Origin of the sequence: Streptomyces sp. ICC1 (genome assembly GCF_003287935.1) — a bacterium.
GTDB lineage: Bacteria > Actinomycetota > Actinomycetes > Streptomycetales > Streptomycetaceae > Streptomyces > Streptomyces tritrimontium.
This window is the reverse complement of record NZ_CP030287.1, coordinates 6,339,672-6,358,107: the sequence shown is the minus strand read 5'-3', so window position 1 is coordinate 6,358,107 and position 18,436 is coordinate 6,339,672. Positions and strand designations below refer to the sequence as shown.

20 protein-coding genes and 1 pseudogene are annotated in these 18,436 nt (G+C 71.5%); 12 read left to right on the top strand and 9 right to left on the bottom strand.

Going from position 1 to position 18,436, the window contains the following annotated elements; all coding sequences use genetic code 11:
• Positions 1-52 precede the first annotated feature (52 nt).
• Positions 53-1,057 carry a hypothetical protein gene (locus DRB96_RS29900; protein WP_112451267.1) on the top strand — a complete coding sequence of 335 codons (1,005 nt, stop codon included), beginning with the start codon at positions 53-55 and terminating at the stop codon, positions 1,055-1,057.
• Positions 1,058-1,173: 116 nt separating this feature from the next.
• On the opposite strand, the gene DRB96_RS29895 is transcribed toward DRB96_RS29900, so the two are convergent.
• Positions 1,174-2,022, bottom strand: coding sequence for a polysaccharide deacetylase family protein (locus DRB96_RS29895; protein ID WP_112451266.1), 849 nt, complete (start codon positions 2,020-2,022; stop codon positions 1,174-1,176).
• Between the two features lie 321 nt (positions 2,023-2,343).
• On the opposite strand from DRB96_RS29895, the gene DRB96_RS29890 reads away from it, so the two are divergent.
• Together DRB96_RS29890 and DRB96_RS29885 are read left to right on the top strand one after the other, a co-directional pair.
• Positions 2,344-2,829 carry a DUF2975 domain-containing protein gene (locus DRB96_RS29890; RefSeq protein WP_112453842.1) on the top strand — a complete coding sequence of 162 codons (486 nt, stop codon included), beginning with the start codon at positions 2,344-2,346 and terminating at the stop codon, positions 2,827-2,829.
• Complete coding sequence (locus tag DRB96_RS29885; protein ID WP_112451265.1) at positions 2,829-3,050, top strand: helix-turn-helix transcriptional regulator; 222 nt, start codon at positions 2,829-2,831, stop codon at positions 3,048-3,050. The genes DRB96_RS29890 and DRB96_RS29885 overlap by 1 nt, the downstream gene beginning before the upstream one ends.
• A 33-nt stretch (positions 3,051-3,083) precedes the next feature.
• Here the strand turns inward: DRB96_RS29885 and DRB96_RS29880 are convergent, their stop codons facing one another.
• The 7 genes from DRB96_RS29880 to DRB96_RS29850 all read right to left on the bottom strand — a co-directional run bounded on the left by DRB96_RS29880 (position 3,084) and on the right by DRB96_RS29850 (position 7,906).
• Positions 3,084-3,554, bottom strand: coding sequence for a protein kilB (locus DRB96_RS29880; RefSeq protein WP_112451264.1), 471 nt, complete (start codon positions 3,552-3,554; stop codon positions 3,084-3,086).
• 240 nt (positions 3,555-3,794) lie between these two features.
• Positions 3,795-4,547 carry a CAP domain-containing protein gene (locus DRB96_RS29875; RefSeq protein WP_112451263.1) on the bottom strand — a complete coding sequence of 251 codons (753 nt, stop codon included), beginning with the start codon at positions 4,545-4,547 and terminating at the stop codon, positions 3,795-3,797.
• Between the two features lie 570 nt (positions 4,548-5,117).
• Positions 5,118-5,672 carry an NB-ARC domain-containing protein gene (locus DRB96_RS29870; protein WP_239516488.1) on the bottom strand — a complete coding sequence of 185 codons (555 nt, stop codon included), beginning with the start codon at positions 5,670-5,672 and terminating at the stop codon, positions 5,118-5,120.
• 173 nt (positions 5,673-5,845) lie between these two features.
• Complete coding sequence (locus DRB96_RS29865; RefSeq protein WP_343234617.1) at positions 5,846-6,145, bottom strand: hypothetical protein; 300 nt, start codon at positions 6,143-6,145, stop codon at positions 5,846-5,848.
• 208 nt (positions 6,146-6,353) lie between these two features.
• Positions 6,354-6,752, bottom strand: a complete 399-nt coding sequence (locus DRB96_RS29860; protein WP_112451262.1) for a hypothetical protein — start codon at positions 6,750-6,752, stop codon at positions 6,354-6,356.
• A gap of 50 nt (positions 6,753-6,802) precedes the next feature.
• Positions 6,803-7,198, bottom strand: a complete 396-nt coding sequence (locus tag DRB96_RS29855; RefSeq protein ID WP_112451261.1) for a VOC family protein — start codon at positions 7,196-7,198, stop codon at positions 6,803-6,805.
• Positions 7,199-7,264: 66 nt separating this feature from the next.
• A complete protein-coding gene (locus DRB96_RS29850; protein WP_112451260.1) occupies positions 7,265-7,906 on the bottom strand; it encodes a TetR/AcrR family transcriptional regulator in 642 nt (213 codons plus the stop codon).
• 81 nt (positions 7,907-7,987) lie between these two features.
• On the opposite strand from DRB96_RS29850, the gene DRB96_RS29845 reads away from it, so the two are divergent.
• A complete protein-coding gene (locus tag DRB96_RS29845) occupies positions 7,988-8,395 on the top strand; it encodes a RidA family protein (RefSeq protein ID WP_112451259.1) in 408 nt (135 codons plus the stop codon).
• Positions 8,396-8,487: 92 nt separating this feature from the next.
• Here DRB96_RS29845 and DRB96_RS29840 read toward each other — a convergent pair whose 3' ends face one another.
• Complete coding sequence (locus DRB96_RS29840; protein WP_112451258.1) at positions 8,488-9,357, bottom strand: AraC family transcriptional regulator; 870 nt, start codon at positions 9,355-9,357, stop codon at positions 8,488-8,490.
• 199 nt (positions 9,358-9,556) lie between these two features.
• On the opposite strand from DRB96_RS29840, the gene DRB96_RS29835 reads away from it, so the two are divergent.
• From DRB96_RS29835 to DRB96_RS29800, 8 genes and pseudogenes are all read left to right on the top strand, one after another.
• Positions 9,557-10,675 (top strand): hypothetical protein, encoded by a 1,119-nt coding sequence (locus DRB96_RS29835; RefSeq protein WP_162688903.1) that lies wholly within the window; start codon positions 9,557-9,559, stop codon positions 10,673-10,675.
• The gene (locus DRB96_RS29830; RefSeq protein WP_112451256.1) at positions 10,672-11,103 is read left to right on the top strand and encodes an OsmC family protein; all 432 of its coding nucleotides are present in this window, start codon (positions 10,672-10,674) and stop codon (positions 11,101-11,103) included. The genes DRB96_RS29835 and DRB96_RS29830 overlap by 4 nt, the downstream gene beginning before the upstream one ends.
• A 77-nt stretch (positions 11,104-11,180) precedes the next feature.
• Positions 11,181-11,762, top strand: a pseudogene (locus tag DRB96_RS45125) (DJ-1/PfpI family protein); the annotation flags it as partial.
• An 872-nt stretch (positions 11,763-12,634) separates the two neighbouring features.
• A complete protein-coding gene (gene rimP, locus DRB96_RS29820; protein WP_112451254.1) occupies positions 12,635-13,132 on the top strand; it encodes a ribosome maturation factor RimP in 498 nt (165 codons plus the stop codon).
• A gap of 2 nt (positions 13,133-13,134) precedes the next feature.
• Entirely contained in the window at positions 13,135-14,175 is a 1,041-nt protein-coding gene (nusA, locus tag DRB96_RS29815; RefSeq protein WP_112451253.1) for a transcription termination factor NusA, read from the top strand.
• A 194-nt stretch (positions 14,176-14,369) separates the two neighbouring features.
• Positions 14,370-14,657, top strand: coding sequence for a YlxR family protein (locus DRB96_RS29810; RefSeq protein ID WP_112451252.1), 288 nt, complete (start codon positions 14,370-14,372; stop codon positions 14,655-14,657).
• 151 nt (positions 14,658-14,808) lie between these two features.
• Positions 14,809-17,967, top strand: coding sequence for a translation initiation factor IF-2 (infB, locus tag DRB96_RS29805; RefSeq protein WP_112451251.1), 3,159 nt, complete (start codon positions 14,809-14,811; stop codon positions 17,965-17,967).
• Positions 17,968-18,127: 160 nt separating this feature from the next.
• The gene (locus DRB96_RS29800) at positions 18,128-18,421 is read left to right on the top strand and encodes a DUF503 domain-containing protein (protein ID WP_030161467.1); all 294 of its coding nucleotides are present in this window, start codon (positions 18,128-18,130) and stop codon (positions 18,419-18,421) included.
• Positions 18,422-18,436 lie beyond the last annotated feature (15 nt).

The following is an 18,436-nucleotide window of genomic DNA, read 5'->3' as shown; positions in this document are numbered from 1 at the left end:
GCACACCGGCCCGGGCTGCCGGTCGGGCTGGGCACGGCGTTAGCCTCGGCGGATGCTTCCCGCACGAGCTCCGAAGATCATCACGCGCCACCGCGACGGACAGATCCGCGCCTACGTGCTCGACACCGACTCCGGCACCGGCTCCGGCACTTCCGGTGCGCTGGAGCCCGCTGCGGTGTTCCGGCCACGGCCCGGTGACGAGGTCGTGCAGTCGGCCGTCCGGCCCGGTCTGGAGCACGTCGTGTACACGACGCTGAACGAGGTCGTCTGCCTCTCGCGCACCGGCGACCTGGTGTGGACGTCGGCCTTCGAGCCGCGCTCCGACGTGCTCCACGGCCACCGGCCCGGCTGTGAGCTGTCCTTGGACGGGCGGACCGTGTGGGTCTACCGGCCGGACGCGATGGCGGGACGCGGATCGGACCAGTGGGTCGTGTACGACGCCGAGACCGGAGCGATCCTCGGCCGACGGGAGCTGGAAACGGTCGGGCACGGCGCCGGCCACCACGTGCACCCCGTGGACGGCAGCATCTACCTCGACATCGGTGAGGGCCAGGACGGCGCCGTCATCCTCCGGGGCACGGTCGGGGCCGACGACGGGCCGGAGTTCGTGACGTACCCGTGGGGGGACCGCTGCCTGGTCGACCTGGCGCCGGACGGGGAGCAGTTCATGACCGTCGACCACGAGCAGGGGGACGTCGCCTTCCACCGCCACCCCAGTGGTGACGTGCTCTTCACGCTCCCCGTCGAGGCCTTCGGGTACGACCCGGAGGAGACCTTCGTGGAATGGAGCGGCGGCTACCTGACATCGGACACGGCCGTCGTCACCCTGGGCGGTGAGGACGAGGACGAGGAGGAGTGGTTCCGCCACCACCTGGTCGACGTGAACACGGGCACGGTCGGCGGGGAGATGTTCGTCGAGACGGCCCATCCGTACGAACTCGGGCTCCTGGGCGACGGCTCCTGGCTCACCGAGGGCCCGGACGGCAACCCCGTCCGCTGGTCCCGTGCTCCGCTGCCGCCCGATCGGGTGCCGGTCGTTCGGGCCGCGCGGGGCTGAGGGCGCAGGGCAGGCAGTCGGGCGCAGTCTTCGGATGAGGGTGAAGCAGTCCCCCGCGCTTCCGGCCCAGAGCCGCCGGACCACCGCGCGCGGCGAGCGGGCGGGCGCCACCCGGTCTACGGGGTGGTGAGCTCCGGAAAGGTGAAGGTGTAGCCCTGCGCCCTGAGCCACGGCAGGTACTCCTTGAGTGCCGCGACGGTCTCGCTGCGGTCGCCGCCCCCGTCATGGAAGAGGACCGTCGGCTGCGCGGGCAGCTTGCCCTCCACGGTGGCGACGATCGCCGGCAGGCCCGGCCTGCTCCAGTCCTTGGGGTCCACGCTCCAGCCCAGGGGCCGCATCCCGCTCGCGGCGGCTATCGCACGGCTGTCGGGAGTGAAGGCACCGCCCGGAGCGCGGTAGTAGTTGACGGCGACCCCCGGCACGGCCTTCTCGATCATGGCCTTGCCGTCGAGGATCTGCTGCTTCTGGTACGCGACGGGCTTGTGGTCCATGGTCACGTCGTGGTCGACGGAGTGGTCGCACAGCTGGTGCCCCTCGGCGGCGACCGAGCGCACCAGGTCCGGGTACTGCTGCGCGCGGGTTCCGATCATGCAGAAGGTGGCCTTGACGTGGTTCTGCCGCAGCACCTCGAGGACCTGGGGCGTCCAGCGCGGGTCCGGACCGTCGTCGACGGTGATGGCGATGTCGCGGCCCGAGCCCTGCGCCAGCCGGGAGATCCCCAGCGGAACCCGGGCTGAGCCGTAGGCGCTCGCGGCGGAGGACCGGTCTGCGGAGGACTGGCCCGCCGAGGCCCCGTCGGCCGACCGGGCGATCGGGTCCGCAGAGCCCGCAGAGAGCGCGGAGCCCCCCGGGCTCGTCGAGGCCGCGAGGGCCGGTGCGCCGGCGCACGCCAGCAGGCCGAGGGCTGCTGCCGCCACGGCGGATCCCGCCCGAAGACGGCGTACGGAACTGCGGGTGATGCCCATGGAGGCGCTCTTCCTTCGTGCTCGGCCCCCCGGTCTCACACTGCTGCCGGTCCAGGCTAGGTCGTCCGACCGGGCGCCGTCCTCCCCCGTTCGGCCCATGGCGAGGGCCGCGGGGGGCCCGGCGCGGGCGGGAGGGCCGCCCCCGCTGCGGCGCCGGGCCCCGGCGGACGAACAGGGTGATGTCCATCACGGCGACGGCGGTACGGGCCGTGGTGACGGCAGGGCTCGGGTGCGCGGCCGGGCAGCTTCCTCGGCGCCAGCCCTTGCCTCACCTATCGAGATTCGATAGATTCCCATCGTGAATCGATGGAGGGATGGGTCGTGGGAAAGCTGACAGTGTGGGCGCTGCGCGCCGTGCTCGTGGTGGTGCTGGCCGGCACCGTGTTCGTACAGGCGGGGATGGTGTGGGCGTTGTTCACCGACCCGGAGGAAGGGTCGCTCCCGCTGACCCCGCTGCGCCTGGTGACGATCCTGGGGATGGTGTCGGTCCAGGTCGCCCTGGTCTGCGTATGGCGGCTGGCGACGATGGTGCGCCGCGGAACCGTGTTCTCCCACGCCGCCTTCCGGTATGTGGACGTCGTGATCGGCGCGATCGTGGCGGCTGCCCTCGTGTGGTTCACGGTCACGGCCCTCAACGCGCCGTCCCAGCGGGAGGACCCGGGCGTCACCGTCATCATGGGCGGGGTCGGCGTGGCCATCCTGGGGGTCGCGCTCTTCGTACTCGTGCTGCGGACGCTGCTCGCCCAAGCCGTCGCGCGCGACGTCGAAGCGGCACAGATGCAGGCCGAGTTGGACGAGGTGATCTGATGCCGATCGCCGTCGACATCGACGTGATGCTGGCCAGGCGGAAGATGTCCGTGGGCGAGCTCGCCGACCGCGTGGGCATCACGCCCGCCAACCTGGCGGTACTCAAGAACGGCCGCGCCAAGGCGGTGCGCTTCGCGACCCTCGCCGCGCTCTGCGAGGTGCTCCAGTGCCAGCCGGGCGACCTGCTGCGCTGGGAGGACGAGGACACCGCGGGCGACTGACGCACTCCGGGGCAGGCGTGAAAGGGCCGTCAGTCAGCGGTTGTCGGGGCTCAGCAGCGCGGCGGCCGCGGCGATGAAGGCGACGGACGCCTCCTTGGCCGCGTGCCGCCGGGCGTCCAGCTCGGTCCGGTCGAGGGCCTTGCGCAGCGCGTACGTGGCATCCGCGGCCTGCTGGGCGGGGCCGGCCAGTCCGGGGATCAGGACCTGTAGGCGGATGTGGGGCGCGGTGATGGCCGCCCGGGTGTCGTGGGACCTCGTCTGGGCCTCCAGCTGGTGCTCGGCGCCCGCCTCGGCCAGGGCCAGGCGCTCCCGATGGAACATCGCCGAGCGGTGCGCGTCCAGGGCCGCCGCGAAGTCGGTGACGGCACCGAGCTGGTCCTGGCGGTGGCTGTCGGCGCGCTGCTCAGCGCGTGCGGCGCCCGCCGAGCGGTGCTGGAGGAGACCGGCGGTCAGGGCGCCGGCGAGGGTACCCAGTACGGCAACGATCGAAGTCCATAGGGCCATCGGGCATCGGGTCCTGTCGGGTGGTCGGTTTCGGCGGTGAGGCCGCCGGACAGCGAGGTGGTGCCCCCGATCACCGGTTACGGGCCGGGAGGCGCCGAGGCGCCGAGCCGCCAGCCTGCACGTCCACCCGCCTGTGGTTCAAGCCGATTGCCACACTGTCGAGGCCGCTTCGGGCCGGGTGAGGGCGGGCGGATGCCGGCCGCCCTCACCTGTCGCACGCCGGCGGCGGGAGCGGCCGGATCAGCGGGTGGCGCCGAAGTCCTGCGTCCAGTACTGGCCCGGCTGCGCGAGGCCGATGCCGATCTCCTTGACGTTGCAGTCGAGGATGTTCCGCTTGTGGCCCGGGCTGTTCATCCAGCCCTCCATGACCTTGGCGGCGGTGTCGTAGCCGTACGCGACGTTCTCGGCGTACGTGCTCCACTGGTACCCGGCGCGGGTGATCCGCTGACCCGGGTCGGAGCCGTCGGAGCCGGTGTGGGACATGTTGGAGTGGGCGGCCATGTCCTCACTGTGGTCCTGCGCGGCCTTCGTGAGCTTCTCGTTGACGGTGAGTGCGGGGCACCCGACCGTGGCGCGCTCCTGGTTGACGAGCGCGAGGACCTCGGCCACGGCGCCGGAGGGCGCGGCGGAGTCCGAGGGTGCGGGGGTCCCGGCCGGCTCGGCGGGCGGTTCCACGGGCTGCTGCGGCTCGGGCTGTACGGGGGGCGCGGTGTCGGCGACCGGCTCGGCGGGCGCCTCGGCGACGGGCTGCCCTGCGGGCTCGGCGGGGGCGTCCGCCTGGAAGGGGGCCTCCGCGGGCGGCTGCGCGCCCGGGTCGCCGAGGGGGCCGCCGTGCCAGGGGCGGCTGTCCTGCTGGGACGCGGCGGGCCGCACGGGGCCGGTCTCCTGCGGGTCGAGGCAGGCCATGGCCGTGGTGGGTACGGCCACGAGGGCCAGCGCCCCGACGGCGACGACTATTTTCCGGTGGTGCGTCTTCTTACGGTGCTTCTTCATGCGGGACCTCACTCGGTGATCGCGAAGCTCCCGGCGCCGGACCGCGAAGGCGCCGGAGGAGTCGCCATTCTTAGAAGCCCGGCGGCGGCCTGGCAAGCTGCCGCCGCCGAGCCGGTCAGGAGGCTCGGGACGCCGCTTGAATCGGCCGGAAGATCGTGCATTCCCCCGCCGCGGCCGCACCGGCACGCGCCTGGCCCACCGCCAGAACCGCTCCCCGTCAGCCATGTTGGAGCGAGAGAAACGGGAGTCGCAGATTCCGTTTCTGGCGGAGTGCGGCATGTCAACACCAAACAGGTACATATAGGGAAATGCCTCCAGGCAGAGGATCACCGTGGGGCCGACGGGCCACCGTGCGGTCCGTGACGCATGTCACGGCTCCGAGGTGGAACCGGACGTCAGCGCCGGGGAAGGTGTGCCGGGTCGCGGTGTCCGGTGCGGTGCATCTCCCCCAGCTACCGCTGGGAGGGGCCCCCCGGGCGGAGGGCCGCCGCTTGTACTGGACGTACTTCGGTGGTCCGACAACGCGGCGAGGTGCCGTGCCGGGCGCCGCGACCCGGTGGACCTTCCCGGTCACAGCACTAGGCACGATGCCACCTCGACGAGGCGGCGCCCGGCGCCGGTGAGGGCGGCGTCGCGGCGGCGGGTGGTGACCAGGGTCCGTCCCAGGTGGCCGTCCGGCGGCCACAGGCCGCGTACGTCGGCCGGGTCGTCCACGTCGTCCAGCACCACCAGCCACCGGCACGGTCTCTTGCCCGGCTTGGGTTCGAGCCAGGCAAGGAACGAGATGGCGGCGCGGTCGGGGTCATGGGGGTCGGCCCGGCACAGCTCGACGCCGGCCTGCGCGTACGCGTTCACCACGGCCGAACGCGTCGCGGCGCTGACCCACACCAGAACGTCCACCGTGCCGTCCCGCCGCGCGGTGTGGGCGTAGTCGGCCGCGAGCTGCGTCTTGCCGACCCCGCCCATCCCGGTCAGCACCTGGGACAGGACCGCGGTTCCGCCGCCGTGCACGGCCGTACGCAACCGGTCCGCTTCGGCGCGGTACTGGAAGCACTCCGCCAGTGGCGGGATCGGCCTGACCAGGTACGGCCAGCCGGCCGGTTCCTGCGGTCCGCGCTGGAGCACGGTCAGGCTCCCGCTGACCGCGGTCGCACCGGGTCCGATCGCCCGGTCTTGGTGACCGCCGGACCGCCCTCGGCCGGGCCCCAGTCCGCCGCGGGCTCGGGGCGGTCAGCTGTAGTCGACACCCGTGCTCGCCCTGCTGCCGGTGCCGTCCACGGTCGCGTCACCGGGTCGCGTCACCGGTCCGCGCCGCCGTTGCCGGGGCGCACCACCCCGGCGCCGGCGCCTCCGGGGGCCTCGGCCTCGCCCGTATCGGCGGCCGTGTCCGCCGGCCCCCGCGCCTGGCCGGTGGCCGGGTGCTGAAAGAGCGTCCGGAGCAGAGCGGCGATCGCCACGGCCGCCTGGACCGAGGCCCCGATCATCTGTCCGGTGTCCGGACTGTCCAACAGCCAGACCAAAGGTGTCGAGACGATGCCGGCCACCGCCACCACCACCACCACCACGATCGCGATCGCGATCTTCCAAGCTCGTGTCACATCCCACCCCTCCCGGCGCCCGGCGGTCATGTGAAGCCGACCCTCTTCACCGATGGCAGCAAGACCGCTTCCGGGGGACGTCAGGACAACAACTGTGCCCAGGCGTTCCGCTTTCCGGGTTGCCGCCCGCGCGGCCCCGCGGTCCGGTGGGGCTCGTCAGCCCCTGGACGCCCCGCTCGGGGACGAGCGTCCGAGCCGCTGCCGCGGCTCAGTCGTCCGGACCGCAGACGGTGCCGTCGGGCCGCCGGAGGGAGTACCAGACCATGCCCTCCTGCGAGGTCGTCGGCTCGCCGCCGCCGACAGGGTCGAGGGTGTAGAAGGCCGAGATGAAGCCTTCGGTGATGGCGTCCAGGACGCCGTCCCAGGGGATGGTGTAGCCGACCGAGGTAATGTCGGCGGGGACGTCCACGACTCCCCGGGTCCAAGCGGCCAGGGTCTGTCCGGTGGAATCGCCGTAGACCGAGACGTCGAAGGTGACCTTGTCGCCGGCCTTGAACGGTATCCCGTCCACCATGACGAGGACGCCGTTCCAGGGCTTCTGCGCCCATGTGATCCAGCCGGGGGAATCCTCGTAGGGAAACTCCGGGTAGTCGAGCTCGATGGACATGCGGACTCCTCACCGCCGAAGGGACAACACGGCGAAGTGCCGTACCGGGCCTACTTCTGCGGTGCCAGGGTGCGCAGGACGTCGAACTCGTTGCCCTCGGGGTCCGCCATGACCACCCAGCTTCGGTCCGCGCCCTGGCCCACATCCGTCGTGGTGGCGCCGAGGCCGATCAACCTGGCCACCTCGTCCGCGGTACTGCCGTCGATCGGGCTGACATCGAGGTGGAGCCGGTTCTTCACGGCCTTGCCCTCGGGCACCCGGATGAACACCAGGGTGGGCGGCATCTGGCGGGCCCGAACGTCCTCCACGGTCGGCACCCAGGAACCGATCTCGACCAGGCCCTCGCTCCGGTCGATCACCTTGAAGTCCAGGACCTCGCACCAGAACGCCGCGAGCCTCTCCGGATCGGGGCAGTCAACGGTCAACTCGGTGAACCTGCTTGTCACAACTCTCCCAGGCAGTGCCGACGGGGATCAGCGTACGTCTCCCATCCGACGGACCCGAGATCTTTTCTACTCGCCCGGCACCGCGCCTTGCGTCGCACCCGGACCCGTTCCCCAGCCGCGCTCGACCGACCGGCGGCATCGGTCGGGCTCGTCTCCCGCGCTGGTGAACAGTGCCGTCAGCAGGGGTGCGCCGTACTGGAGTGCCTGGTGCGGCAGAGGGCCCGTGGCGACGAGCGAGGCGAGTCCGTGCCCGATGGTCCAGCTCTGCGTCGCCAGTTCCAGCGGATCGACCTCCTCACGGAAGCGGTCGGCCGCCTTGGCGCGGTCGATGGCGCGGACCAGGCGGTGCAGGGTCTCGTCCGCCGCGCCGGCGTCTTCGAGGTCGAATCCCGCATCGAACATGACGCGGTAGAGATCGGGGTTCTCCACGGCATTGGCCTGGTACGCGGCCCCCAGTGCGGCGAGGTCCCGTACCGGGTCCGCGGACATCTTGACGGCCGCGAGCCGGGTGGCCAGGCGGGTGAAGCCCTCCTGTCTCAGCGCCTTCCACAGCCCGTCCATGCCGCCGAAGTAGGTGTAGACGGCCATCGTCGACACGCCGGTTCCCGCGACCAGGGTGCGGAGTGTGACCGGTTGCCTCGTCCGCAGCATCTGCGCCGCCCGGTCGAGCAGCAGGGAGCGGACCGCTGGATCCTTCGTTCTCGCCATGGGCCCACAATACATAGCATCGCTATGCTTTCATGGGGTGCTGATCTTGTGGTCCCGTACGTCAAGAGGAAGAGGCCGTACATGCCCGTGACACTGGTCAATCCCGAGGGGTTGCCTAAGCCCGAGGTCTACCGGCAGTTGTCGGTGGCCACCGGATCGAAGCTGGTGTTCCTCGCGGGGCAGGTCGCCCGCGATGCCGACGGCCGGCCCGTGGGCGAGGGCGACTTCGCCGCCCAGGTCGAGCAGTGCTACCTCAACATCGCCACCGCTCTGGCCGGGATCGGCGGCTCCTTCGACGACGTGGCGAAGCTGACCGTCTACGTCGTCGACTGGAGTCCCGAGAAGATGCCCCTGCTGGGCGAGGGCGTGGGCCGGGCGGCAGCGAAGCTCGGCATCGATCCGGTCAAGCCGATCACCCTGCTGGGCGTTGCGGCGCTGGGGGAACCGGACCTCCTCGTCGAGGTCGAAGCCACCGCGGTCCTCCCCTAGTGCTGTGACCGCCTGCCCCGGGAGCACGGGGCGGATCCGCTCCGTGCTCCCGGGGCAGGCGGCGGCCGCGAACGAGGACGAGGACCGGTCCGTCATCCCGGTTCGACGGGCAGCCACAGTTCGCAGGTCGCGGTGCTGAAGTCGTCCGCGCGCTCGAGGACCGCGACGATCGAGGGACCTGGCCGCAGACGCCAGGGGTTGGAGGGGAACCACTCCGTCGCGGTCGCGCTCCAGGTCGTCTGCAGGGCCTGCGGATGCGGTCCGGTGGTGCGGAAGACCGCCCACCTGCCGGCCGGCACCTCGATGGCGTCGAGGTCGTCGGGGGCCGGCGTGTCCCGGGAGACGGCGACTCCGTGCAGGTAGGTCAGCTCGCTCCCCTCCGTGCCGTCGGGGTCGAGATCGCCGGAAACCTGCAGCAGGCCCCCCGGTTCGGTGTCGCTGAGGGCCTTCAGCCGGAGATGCTCCTCCTGCGGCAGTGCGGTGATGTGCCGCTGGATGTGCGGGTTCACGCCCTGGTGGATGAGCGGAACCCGGGCCGCGTGTCCGACCAACCGGAACGCGGGGCGGCCGACGAGGCGGGTGTCCATGGGGATGCTCCCTTCGACGGTCAGGCGGATCCTGAGCCGTGGCTGTGTGCGCAAGGGGCCTCCGTCTCGGCGTACGTCACGGGGGCCGGAGCCGTGAACCGCGCGGAACGCACGTCCGAACGCCTCGGTCGAGCCGTATCCGTACCGGACGGCGATGCCCAGCAGATCGTCCTCGCCGCGGACGACGTCGGCGGCGGCGACGGTCATGCGACGCCGACGCACGTACTCCGACAGCGGCATGCCGGCCAGCGACGAGAACATCCGGCGCAGGTGGTACTCGGTCGTGCCGAGCTCCCTGGCCAATCCGTTGACGTCGAGCTCCTCAGCGAGGTGCTCCTCGACGAGATCGACGAGGTGGTTGAGTGCCGAGAGCACGAGGCCTCCTTTCCATGTCAACCCTGCCCTGCGCGACCCGGGCCGCACCCGACCGCCGCGATCCGATCCGATCATGTGCCTGGACGGACGCGGACTGCGCACCGGGGCGCCTCCCCGCTCCGTCCAGTCACCACCGGGCGCCTGAAGTCCGAAGGACGCTCGGGAACCACTCGTTGGAGCGATGGCGAAGGGGCAGGGCATGCAGCACGGTGGGGAGGTGGATGCCGAGACCCCTGCGCCGCCCTACCCGCCCCGCCGCAGTCCCGACGTCGACCGCGCACGTCGGCACAGCCGTGAGTGGGCTGTCGAGGTGGGCATCCTCGGGAACGCCGCATCTCAGTGGCAGGTCTGGGACGCGACCGAGTTCTCGGGTACGGACCTGGCCCTGTTCGCGGCACTGACCCACCCCGACGCCCGGGGAACGGAACTCGACCTCTTCGCGGACTCCTATGTGTGGAGCTGGTACCTCGACGACCTGATCGTGGAGCGGTTCAAGCGTTCCCGTGACAGCGCGGGCGCGCGCCTCTTCCTCGACCGCCTGGCAGGTGTCGCGGCCGACCCCGACCGCGCGGACGCCGGCAACCCGGCCGAGTTCGGACTGGCGGACCTCGTCCGCCGCACCTGCGCCGGCAGGGATCAGGCCTGGCGGGACAGACTGACCGGGCAGCTGCCGAACGTCTTCGACGACGCCCTGTGGGAGATCGACAACCTCGCCTTCGGGCGGATCCCCGACCCGGTCGACTACATCACCATGCGGCGCAGGGCCGGTGGCGCGGGCTGGGCCGCGCAGCTCGTCGAACGCTCCCTTCACCTCGAGCTTCCCGCGGCCGTACGCGGCGATCCGGTCCTGGTCCGCCTGCACGAGGCGTTCGCCGATGTAGTCGACCTCCACAACGACCTCGTCTCCTACCTGAGGGAGACCGAGTACGAGCAGGACGTCAGCAACAACGTCGTCGTGACGGCGCACTTCCTCACCACTCACGTGGGCAACGCCGCCACCCTCACCCACAAGCTGATGCTGGAGCGACTGCACCTGTTCGAACGCCTCGTCGCCGAGGCGACCGCCGACTCGCCCGGCCCGTGTGACACACGCCGCTACCTCCAGGGTCTGAAGGACTGGATCGCGGGCGATTTCGCCTGGCACCAGGCCACCACCCGCTACCGTCCCCAGACCTGGCAGCACAGGCCCGGCCGCCGCGCCGCACTGCCACCCCTGGAGGGCCTCGGCATGGCCGCCGCGGAACTGCCGCGCCGACTCGGCCGAGTGGCGCGGTGCGTGCGTGGTGGCGGGGACGCGGGGTTACCGTCGATGCCATGACTGCTGATTCCCTGCGCTCCGTCACCGTCGAGCGGACCGGCCCGGGCATGTTCACCGCGACCAACTCCCGTGGTGACACGGTCGCCTTCGGTACCGGATCCGGCGGGGGCTTCACCCCCGTCGAGCTCTTCCTCGCCGCGATCGGCGGCTGCTCCGCGGCCGATGTGGACGTCGCCACCACCCGGCACGCGGAACCCGCCGAGTTCTCCGTCGCCGTCACCGGGCACAAGACCGAGGACGCGGGCGGCAACCTCATGACGGACCTCGAGGCCGCCTTCACCGTCCGCTTCCCCGCAGGCGAGGCCGGCGACCGGGCCCGTGCGATCCTGCCGCGTGCCGTGAAGACCTCCCACGACAAGCTCTGCACGGTCAGCCGCACGGTGGAGGCCGGAACCCCGGTCGCGGTGAAGGTCGTCGACACGGACTGACCGGCCCCCGTCGGCCTTACGACCACGTACGACCACGCACGACGGTCTGGAACGGCATGCGTCCTACACTTTCGGACATGCATACTGTCGCGCTGGCCGTCACCGAGGGCATGCTGCACTTCGAGCTGTCCATGGCGATCGAGGTCTTCGGCTCGGACCTGACCCACATCGTGGATCCCTGGTACGAGTTCTCGCTCTGCGGATCGGGCGCCGTACAGGTCGGCCGCTTCCGCCTGGAGCCCGACCACGGGCTCGACCACCTCGCGCACGCCGACACCGTGATCGTCCCCGGCTGGGCCGACACCGACACGGACCCCCCGGCGGAGCTCGTCGACGCGGTGCGCGCGGCCCACGCGGCGGGCGCGCGCATCGCCTCCCTGTGCACGGGAGCCTTCGTCCTGGCCGCCGCCGGCCTGCTCGACGGCAAACGCGCCACCACCCACTGGGCGCACACCGGGGTACTGGCCGGCCGCCATCCGGACATCACGGTGGATCCGGACGTCCTCTACGTCGACAACGGCGACGTGCTCACCTCCGCCGGCAAGGCTGCCGCCATGGACCTGTGCCTGCACCTCGTCCGCCTCGACCACGGCGCGTCGAACGCCAACAAGATCGCCCGCCGCCTGGTCGTACCGCCACACCGGGACGGCGGGCGATCTTGTTGGCGTTCGACGCGCCGTGGTGTGGCCTCCTCCGCGGGGGCCGCGGGCGCGCGGCGCCGGGTGAACAAGCTGGCCGACGCGCTGGAGGTGGACCGGGACCGGCTGCGGGGCTGGACGCTGTTCCGTGCGGTCGAGTCGGGCAACCGGGGGCGCGGTCAGCAGATGGGCGTGTACGTGGCCGCAGGCGGCCAGCGAGGCCAGCATCCGGGCCAGCTCCCCGGGGGCGCCGGCCAGCGAGATCGTCCGCGCCTCGGCCAGGCTCCGCTCGCTGTCCGAGAGGGCGGCCAGCGCCTCGGCGGGCTTCGGCGGCACCGGCTCGGCGCCGGCCCCCGGGGCCCCGGCGGCCGCCGGAGCGGATGCGGAGGCGGTTGCGGAGGCGGTTGCGGAGGACGGGGAAGGCGGGGCGGACCGGGAGGGGGCCGGGGACCGGGTCTCGGCCAGGGCCGCGGTGTGCGCCGCGACCGAGGCGCGCAGCGGAGCCAGCCGCTGGGCCAGGGCCGGATGCGTGGCGGCCGTCGCGTCGTAACGTTCCAGCAGTCGCTCACTTTCACGAACGGCGCTCTCGCGCATCCGCCGTTCGAGTGGAATCTCGGGCTCCGCGCCGGGCGCGTCCCCGTCGGAGCAACCGCTGAGCAGCGCGGCGCCGGCGAAGCCCGCGGCAGCGCCGAACAGGCTTCTTCGCGACGGCAGGATCGAGGGCACGGCGACGTCCTCCGGGTGCTGGCTGGGCTGATGGCGGGGCAGGGTGTGATCACGGTACCCGGGGCCCCGTCCACAGGGCGGACGGCAACACCCTCCGCGACCGGATACCCTTTGACCTGACGCACGACGGAAACCACAACAGCACACGCGGCCGAGGAGTCACCCGGATGAGCACCACCCAGAGCGACAGGCTGCGCGGATTGCTGGAGCCCCTCGTCGCCGCCAAGGGCCTGGACCTCGAGGAGATCGAGACGTCCAAGGCCGGCAAGCGCCGGATGCTGCGCATCATCGTGGACTCCGACGAAGGCGTGGAGCTGGACGCGTGTGCCGAGCTGAGCCGCGAGGTCTCGGACCTGCTGGACGAGACCGACGCGATGGGCGAGGACGAGTACGTCCTCGAGGTGAGCTCGCCGGGCGCTGACCGCCCGCTGACCGAGCCCCGTCACTACATCCGGGCGACCGGCCGTCTCGTGAAGTTCCAGACCTCGGACGGCGGGGAACTGATCGCCCGCATTCTCGAAGTGGACGACGAGGGCATGGACCTCGAAGTCCCGGGCGTGAAGGGCCGCAAGGCGACCGCCCGGCGCATCGCATTCACCGACATCGCCAAGGCGCGTGTCGAGATCGAGTTCAACCGCAAGGACAAGAAGGAAGAGGAGGCGTAGCCGTGGACATCGACATGAGTGCCCTGCGGGGTCTGGTCCGGGAGAAGGAGATTTCCTTCGACCTCCTCGTCGAGGCGATCGAGTCGGCCCTCCTCATCGCGTACCACCGCACCGAGGGAAGCTTCCGGCGCGCACGCGTGGTCCTCGACCGCACCAACGGTCACGTGATCGTGTGGGCGACCGAGGACCCGAGGGACCTGGAAGAGGGCCAGGAGGCCAAGGAGTTCGACGACACCCCGTCGGACTTCGGCCGCATCGCCGCGACGACCGCCAAGCAGGTGATCCTGCAGCGTCTGCGCGACGCCGAGGACGACCTGACCTTCGGCGAGTTCCTGGGCCGCGAGGGTGATGTCATCACCGGCGTGGTCCAGCAGGGCAAGGACCCGAAGAACGTCCTCATCGACATCGGCAAGCTGGAAGCCATCCTGCCGGTGCAGGAGCAGGTGCCCGGTGAGGAGTACACGCACGGACTGCGCCTCAAGGCGTACGTCGTGCGGGTGGCGAAGGGCGTCCGCGGTCCGTCCGTGACCCTGTCGCGCACCCACCCGAACCTGGTGAAGAAGCTGTTCGCCCTGGAGGTCCCGGAGATCGCCGACGGCAGCGTCGAGATCTGCGCGATCGCCCGTGAGGCCGGTCACCGCAGCAAGATCGCCGTACGGTCCACCCGCTCGGGCCTCAACCCGAAGGGCGCCTGCATCGGCCCGATGGGCAGCCGCGTGCGCAACGTGATGGCCGAGCTGCACGGCGAGAAGATCGACATCGTCGACTGGTCGGACGACCCGGCGGAGATGGTCGCGAACGCGCTGTCGCCCGCCCGGGTGAACGCGGTCGACGTCGTCGACTGGGACACCCGCTCCGCCCGGGTGATCGTGCCCGACTACCAGCTGTCGCTGGCCATCGGCAAGGAGGGCCAGAACGCCCGCCTCGCCGCCCGCCTCACCGGCTGGCGCATCGACATCCGCCCCGACACCGAGCAGCCCTCGGACGAGGGCGACCGGGGCGAGCGCCGGGACGACCGGCGCGACGAGCGCCGCGGGGAATAAATCCGGTACCGCCCGGGGCTGACCGGACGGTAGACAGGAACCTGGGGCGACCCGGGGCCCACCAGAAGACATGGTCCCGGCATGCGGCGGCCCGCCTCCGAGGGGCGGCGGGGCCCGGCCCGAAGGATCACGACAACATCCGTTCGATTTTTCGCCCGAAGGGGTGAGGTCGGTGCGGGGAGGTAGACTTAAGCGTGTCTGGCCGGACGCAAGCCCGCGCATGCCCCGAACGCACCTGTGTGGGGTGTCGGGAGCGAGCGGCCAAGAGCGATCTGCTGCGCATCGTGGCGATCGGTGACGAATGCGTCTCCGATCCTCGCGGTACGCTGCCCGGCCGGGGTGCCTACGTGCACCCCGCCGTGGTCTGCCTCGACCAGGCGGTCCGCCGCCGGGCGTTCCCCAGGGCCTTCAAGTCCACCGGACCGCTCGAAACGGCGGGCCTGCGCAATGCCCTGGCCGATGAGGCCGGGGCGACACCGTAAGCCAGTAGTACGGCACGGATCACCGTGCGGTCAGGTACCTCGCGAGTTGGAAGTAGGTCGAGATTGCGATGAGCACCCCTCGATGAGTACGCGATGAGTACGAGCATGAAGTAGACACGGTCCGGCGTAACCCGGACCTAAAAGGAGCGAAGTGGCTAAGGTCCGGGTATACGAACTCGCCAAGGAGTTCGGAGTTGAGAGCAAGGTCGTCATGGCCAAGCTCCAGGAACTCGGTGAGTTCGTCCGTTCGGCGTCCTCGACGATCGAGGCGCCGGTTGTACGCAAGTTGACCGACGCATTGCAGGGCCCCGGCGGCAACGCCGGCAAGGGCGCTGCGAAGCCGGGCGCGCCTCGTAGCGCGGCGCCCGCCAAGCCCGGGGCCCCGACCCCGGGTCCCGCACGTCCCGGAGCGCCGAAGCCCGGCGCACCGGCCCCCAAGCCGGTCGTCGCAGAGGCTCCGGCCGCCGCGGCGCCCGCCCCGGTGACTCCGGCCGCCTCCGGCCCGCGTCCCGGCCCGAAGGCCCCGGCCGCCCCGAAGCCCGCTCCGGCGGCTCCCGTGGCGACCGAGTTCTCCGCGCCTCCGGCGGCTCCGGCCGCCGCCCCGGCGCGCACCGAGCGTCCCGCCGCTGCGGCTCCCGGCCCCCGTCCGGCGCAGCAGCGTCCGGCGCAGGGTCAGGGCGGCCAGGCCGGCGCCCGTCCCGGCGCCCCGCGTCCGGCCGGTGCCGCTCCGGCGCGTGCCGAGCGTCCCGCCGGCGGTTCCGCCGGTGGTCCGCAGGCACCGCGTCCGCAGGGCGCCCGTCCGGCCGGTCCCCGTCCGGGCAACAACCCCTTCACCTCTGGTGGCTCCACCGGCATGGCGCGCCCGCAGGCGCCCCGTCCGGCCGGCGCTCCCCGTCCCGGTGCCCCCGGCGCCGGTGACCGCCAGGGTGGCGCTCCCCGTCCGCAGGGCGGCCCCGGCGGCGCTCCGCGTCCCCAGGGTGCCGGTGCCGGCCGTCCGACCCCGGGCGGCATGCCGCGTCCGCAGGGCGCCCGCCCCGGTGCCGGTGGCCCCGGTGGTGCTCCCGGCGGTAACCGTCCCAACCCGGGCATGATGCCGCAGCGTCCCGCTGCCGGTGGTCCCGGTCCCCGTCCCGGTGGCGGCCCCGGTGGCCGTGGTCCCGGTGCCGGTGGTCCCCGTCCCGGCGGTGCCGGTGGCGCGGGTCGTCCCGCGGGCGGCGGCTTCGCCGGTCGTCCGGCCGGTCCGGGCTCGCGTCCCGGCGGCGGTGGCGGCTTCGGCGGTCCCCGTCCCGGTGGTGGCGGCTTCGGCGGCGGTCCGGCCGGTGCCGGTGGCGGCGGTCGTCCCGGCTTCGCCGGGCGTCCCGGTGGTCCCAATGCCCGTGGTGGCACGCAGGGTGCCTTCGGCCGTCCCGGTGGTCCCGCGCGTCGTGGTCGCAAGTCCAAGCGCCAGCGTCGCCAGGAGTACGAGGCCATGCAGGCCCCGTCGGTCGGCGGCATCATGCTGCCGCGTGGTCACGGCGAGACCGTTCGCCTGTCCCGCGGTGCCTCCCTCACCGACTTCGCGGAGAAGATCAACGCCAACCCGGCGTCGCTCGTCGCCGTGATGATGAACCTCGGCGAGATGGTCACCGCCACGCAGTCCGTCTCCGACGAGACCCTCGAAATGCTGGCCGGCGAGATGAACTACGTCGTTCAGATCGTCAGCCCGGAGGAAGAGGACCGCGAGCTCCTCGAGGGCTTCGACATCGAGTTCGGCGAGGACGAGGGCGGCGAGGAATTCCTCATGCCGCGTCCGCCGGTCGTGACCGTCATGGGTCACGTCGACCACGGTAAGACCCGACTGCTCGACGCCATCCGCAAGACGAACGTCGTCGCGGGCGAGGCCGGTGGCATCACGCAGCACATCGGTGCGTACCAGGTCGGTACCGAGGTCAACGGTGAAGAGCGCAAGATCACCTTCATCGACACCCCCGGTCACGAGGCGTTCACCGCCATGCGTGCCCGTGGTGCCAAGTCGACCGACATCGCGATCCTCGTGGTCGCGGCCAACGACGGCGTCATGCCGCAGACGATCGAGGCGCTCAACCACGCCCAGGCCGCCGGCGTCCCGATCGTCGTCGCGGTCAACAAGATCGACGTCGAGGGTGCCGACCCGGTCAAGGTGCGCGGTCAGCTCACCGAGTTCGGTCTGGTCGCCGAGGAGTACGGCGGCGACACGATGTTCGTCGACATCTCCGCCAAGCAGGGTCTGAACATCGACTCCCTGCTCGAGGCCGTCGTCCTCACCGCCGACGCCTCGCTCGACCTGCGCGCCAACCCGGAGCAGGACGCTCAGGGTATTGCGATCGAGTCCCACCTCGACCGCGGCCGCGGTGCCGTCGCCACCGTCCTCGTCCAGCGCGGTACCCTCCGCGTCGGCGACACGATGGTCGTGGGCGACGCCTACGGCCGAGTGCGCGCCATGCTCGACGACAAGGGCAACAACGTCGAGGAAGCGGGTCCCGCGACCCCCGTCCTGGTCCTGGGTCTCACCAACGTCCCCGGCGCCGGCGACAACTTCCTCGTCGTCGACGAGGACCGCACGGCCCGTCAGATCGCCGAGAAGCGTGCTGCGCGTGAGCGCAACGCCAACTTCGCCAAGCGCGTCCGCCGGGTGTCCCTGGAAGACCTCGACTCGGTCCTCAAGGCCGGTCTGGTCCAGGAACTCAACCTCATCATCAAGGGCGACGCGTCCGGTGCGGTGGAGGCTCTCGAGTCCTCGCTGCTCCAGCTCGACGTCGGCGAAGAGGTCGACATCCGCGTCCTGCACCGCGGTGTGGGTGCGGTCACCGAGTCCGACATCAACCTGGCGATGGGCTCCGACGCCATCGTCATCGGCTACAACGTCCGTGCGGCCGGCCGTGCCGCGCAGATGGCGGACCGCGAGGGTGTCGACGTCCGCTACTACTCGGTGATCTACCAGGCCATCGAGGAGATCGAGGCGGCCCTCAAGGGTCTCCTCAAGCCGGAGTACGAAGAGGTCGAGCTCGGTACGGCGGAGGTCCGCGAGGTCTTCCGCTCGTCCAAGCTGGGCAACATCGCCGGTGTCCTCATCCGCTCCGGCGAGGTCAAGCGCAACACCAAGGCGCGGCTCCTGCGCGATGGCAAGGTCATCGCCGAGAGCCTCACCATCTCCGGTCTGCGCCGCTTCAAGGACGACGTCACCGAGATCCGCGAAGGCTTCGAGGGCGGTATCAACCTCGGTAACTTCAACGACATCAAGATCGACGACGTCATCGCGACGTACGAGATGCGCGAGAAGCCCCGCGCGTAAGCGCCAGGCGGTTCGCACCGTGTCGTAACGCGTAACACCGGGGCCGGTCGGCGGAATATCCGTCGATCGGCCCCGGCCGTTGCGTGTACGGTTCTGGTGACCCTGCCGCGCGACGGCCGGCAGGCCACCGAACCCGCACCGGCGGGATATCCGGAACTGCATGTACGTGGGGACTCTGTCCTTCGATCTGCTCCTCGGCGACGTTCACTCGCTGAAGGAGAAACGCTCCGTCGTCCGGCCCATCGTGGCCGAGCTCCAGCGCAAGTTCTCTGTGAGCGCGGCCGAAGTGGGCGACCAGGACCTGCACCGCAGGGCCCGTATAGGGGTCGCTCTGGTGAGTGGGGACACGGGGTTCCTCTCGGATGTACTGGACCGCTGCGAGCGGCTGGTCGCGGCACGTCCGGAAGTGGAGCTGCTGTCGGTACGACGGCGCCTCCACGGTGATGAAGACTGACCGCAAGACTTAAGA

Coding starts and splice junctions, on each gene's coding strand:
- DRB96_RS29800 (WP_030161467.1), top strand. CDS start 18,128: ATGTACGTGGGGACTCTGTCCTTCGATCTGCTCCTCGGCGACGTTCAC.
- DRB96_RS29835 (WP_162688903.1), top strand. CDS start 9,557: ATGCAGCACGGTGGGGAGGTGGATGCCGAGACCCCTGCGCCGCCCTAC.
- DRB96_RS29850 (WP_112451260.1), bottom strand. CDS start 7,906: ATGGCGAGAACGAAGGATCCAGCGGTCCGCTCCCTGCTGCTCGACCGG.
- DRB96_RS29880 (WP_112451264.1), bottom strand. CDS start 3,554: ATGGCCCTATGGACTTCGATCGTTGCCGTACTGGGTACCCTCGCCGGC.
- DRB96_RS29875 (WP_112451263.1), bottom strand. CDS start 4,547: ATGAAGAAGCACCGTAAGAAGACGCACCACCGGAAAATAGTCGTCGCC.
- DRB96_RS29885 (WP_112451265.1), top strand. CDS start 2,829: ATGCCGATCGCCGTCGACATCGACGTGATGCTGGCCAGGCGGAAGATG.
- DRB96_RS29900 (WP_112451267.1), top strand. CDS start 53: ATGCTTCCCGCACGAGCTCCGAAGATCATCACGCGCCACCGCGACGGA.
- DRB96_RS29845 (WP_112451259.1), top strand. CDS start 7,988: ATGCCCGTGACACTGGTCAATCCCGAGGGGTTGCCTAAGCCCGAGGTC.
- DRB96_RS29830 (WP_112451256.1), top strand. CDS start 10,672: ATGACTGCTGATTCCCTGCGCTCCGTCACCGTCGAGCGGACCGGCCCG.
- DRB96_RS29895 (WP_112451266.1), bottom strand. CDS start 2,022: ATGGGCATCACCCGCAGTTCCGTACGCCGTCTTCGGGCGGGATCCGCC.
- rimP (WP_112451254.1), top strand. CDS start 12,635: ATGAGCACCACCCAGAGCGACAGGCTGCGCGGATTGCTGGAGCCCCTC.
- DRB96_RS29860 (WP_112451262.1), bottom strand. CDS start 6,752: ATGTCCATCGAGCTCGACTACCCGGAGTTTCCCTACGAGGATTCCCCC.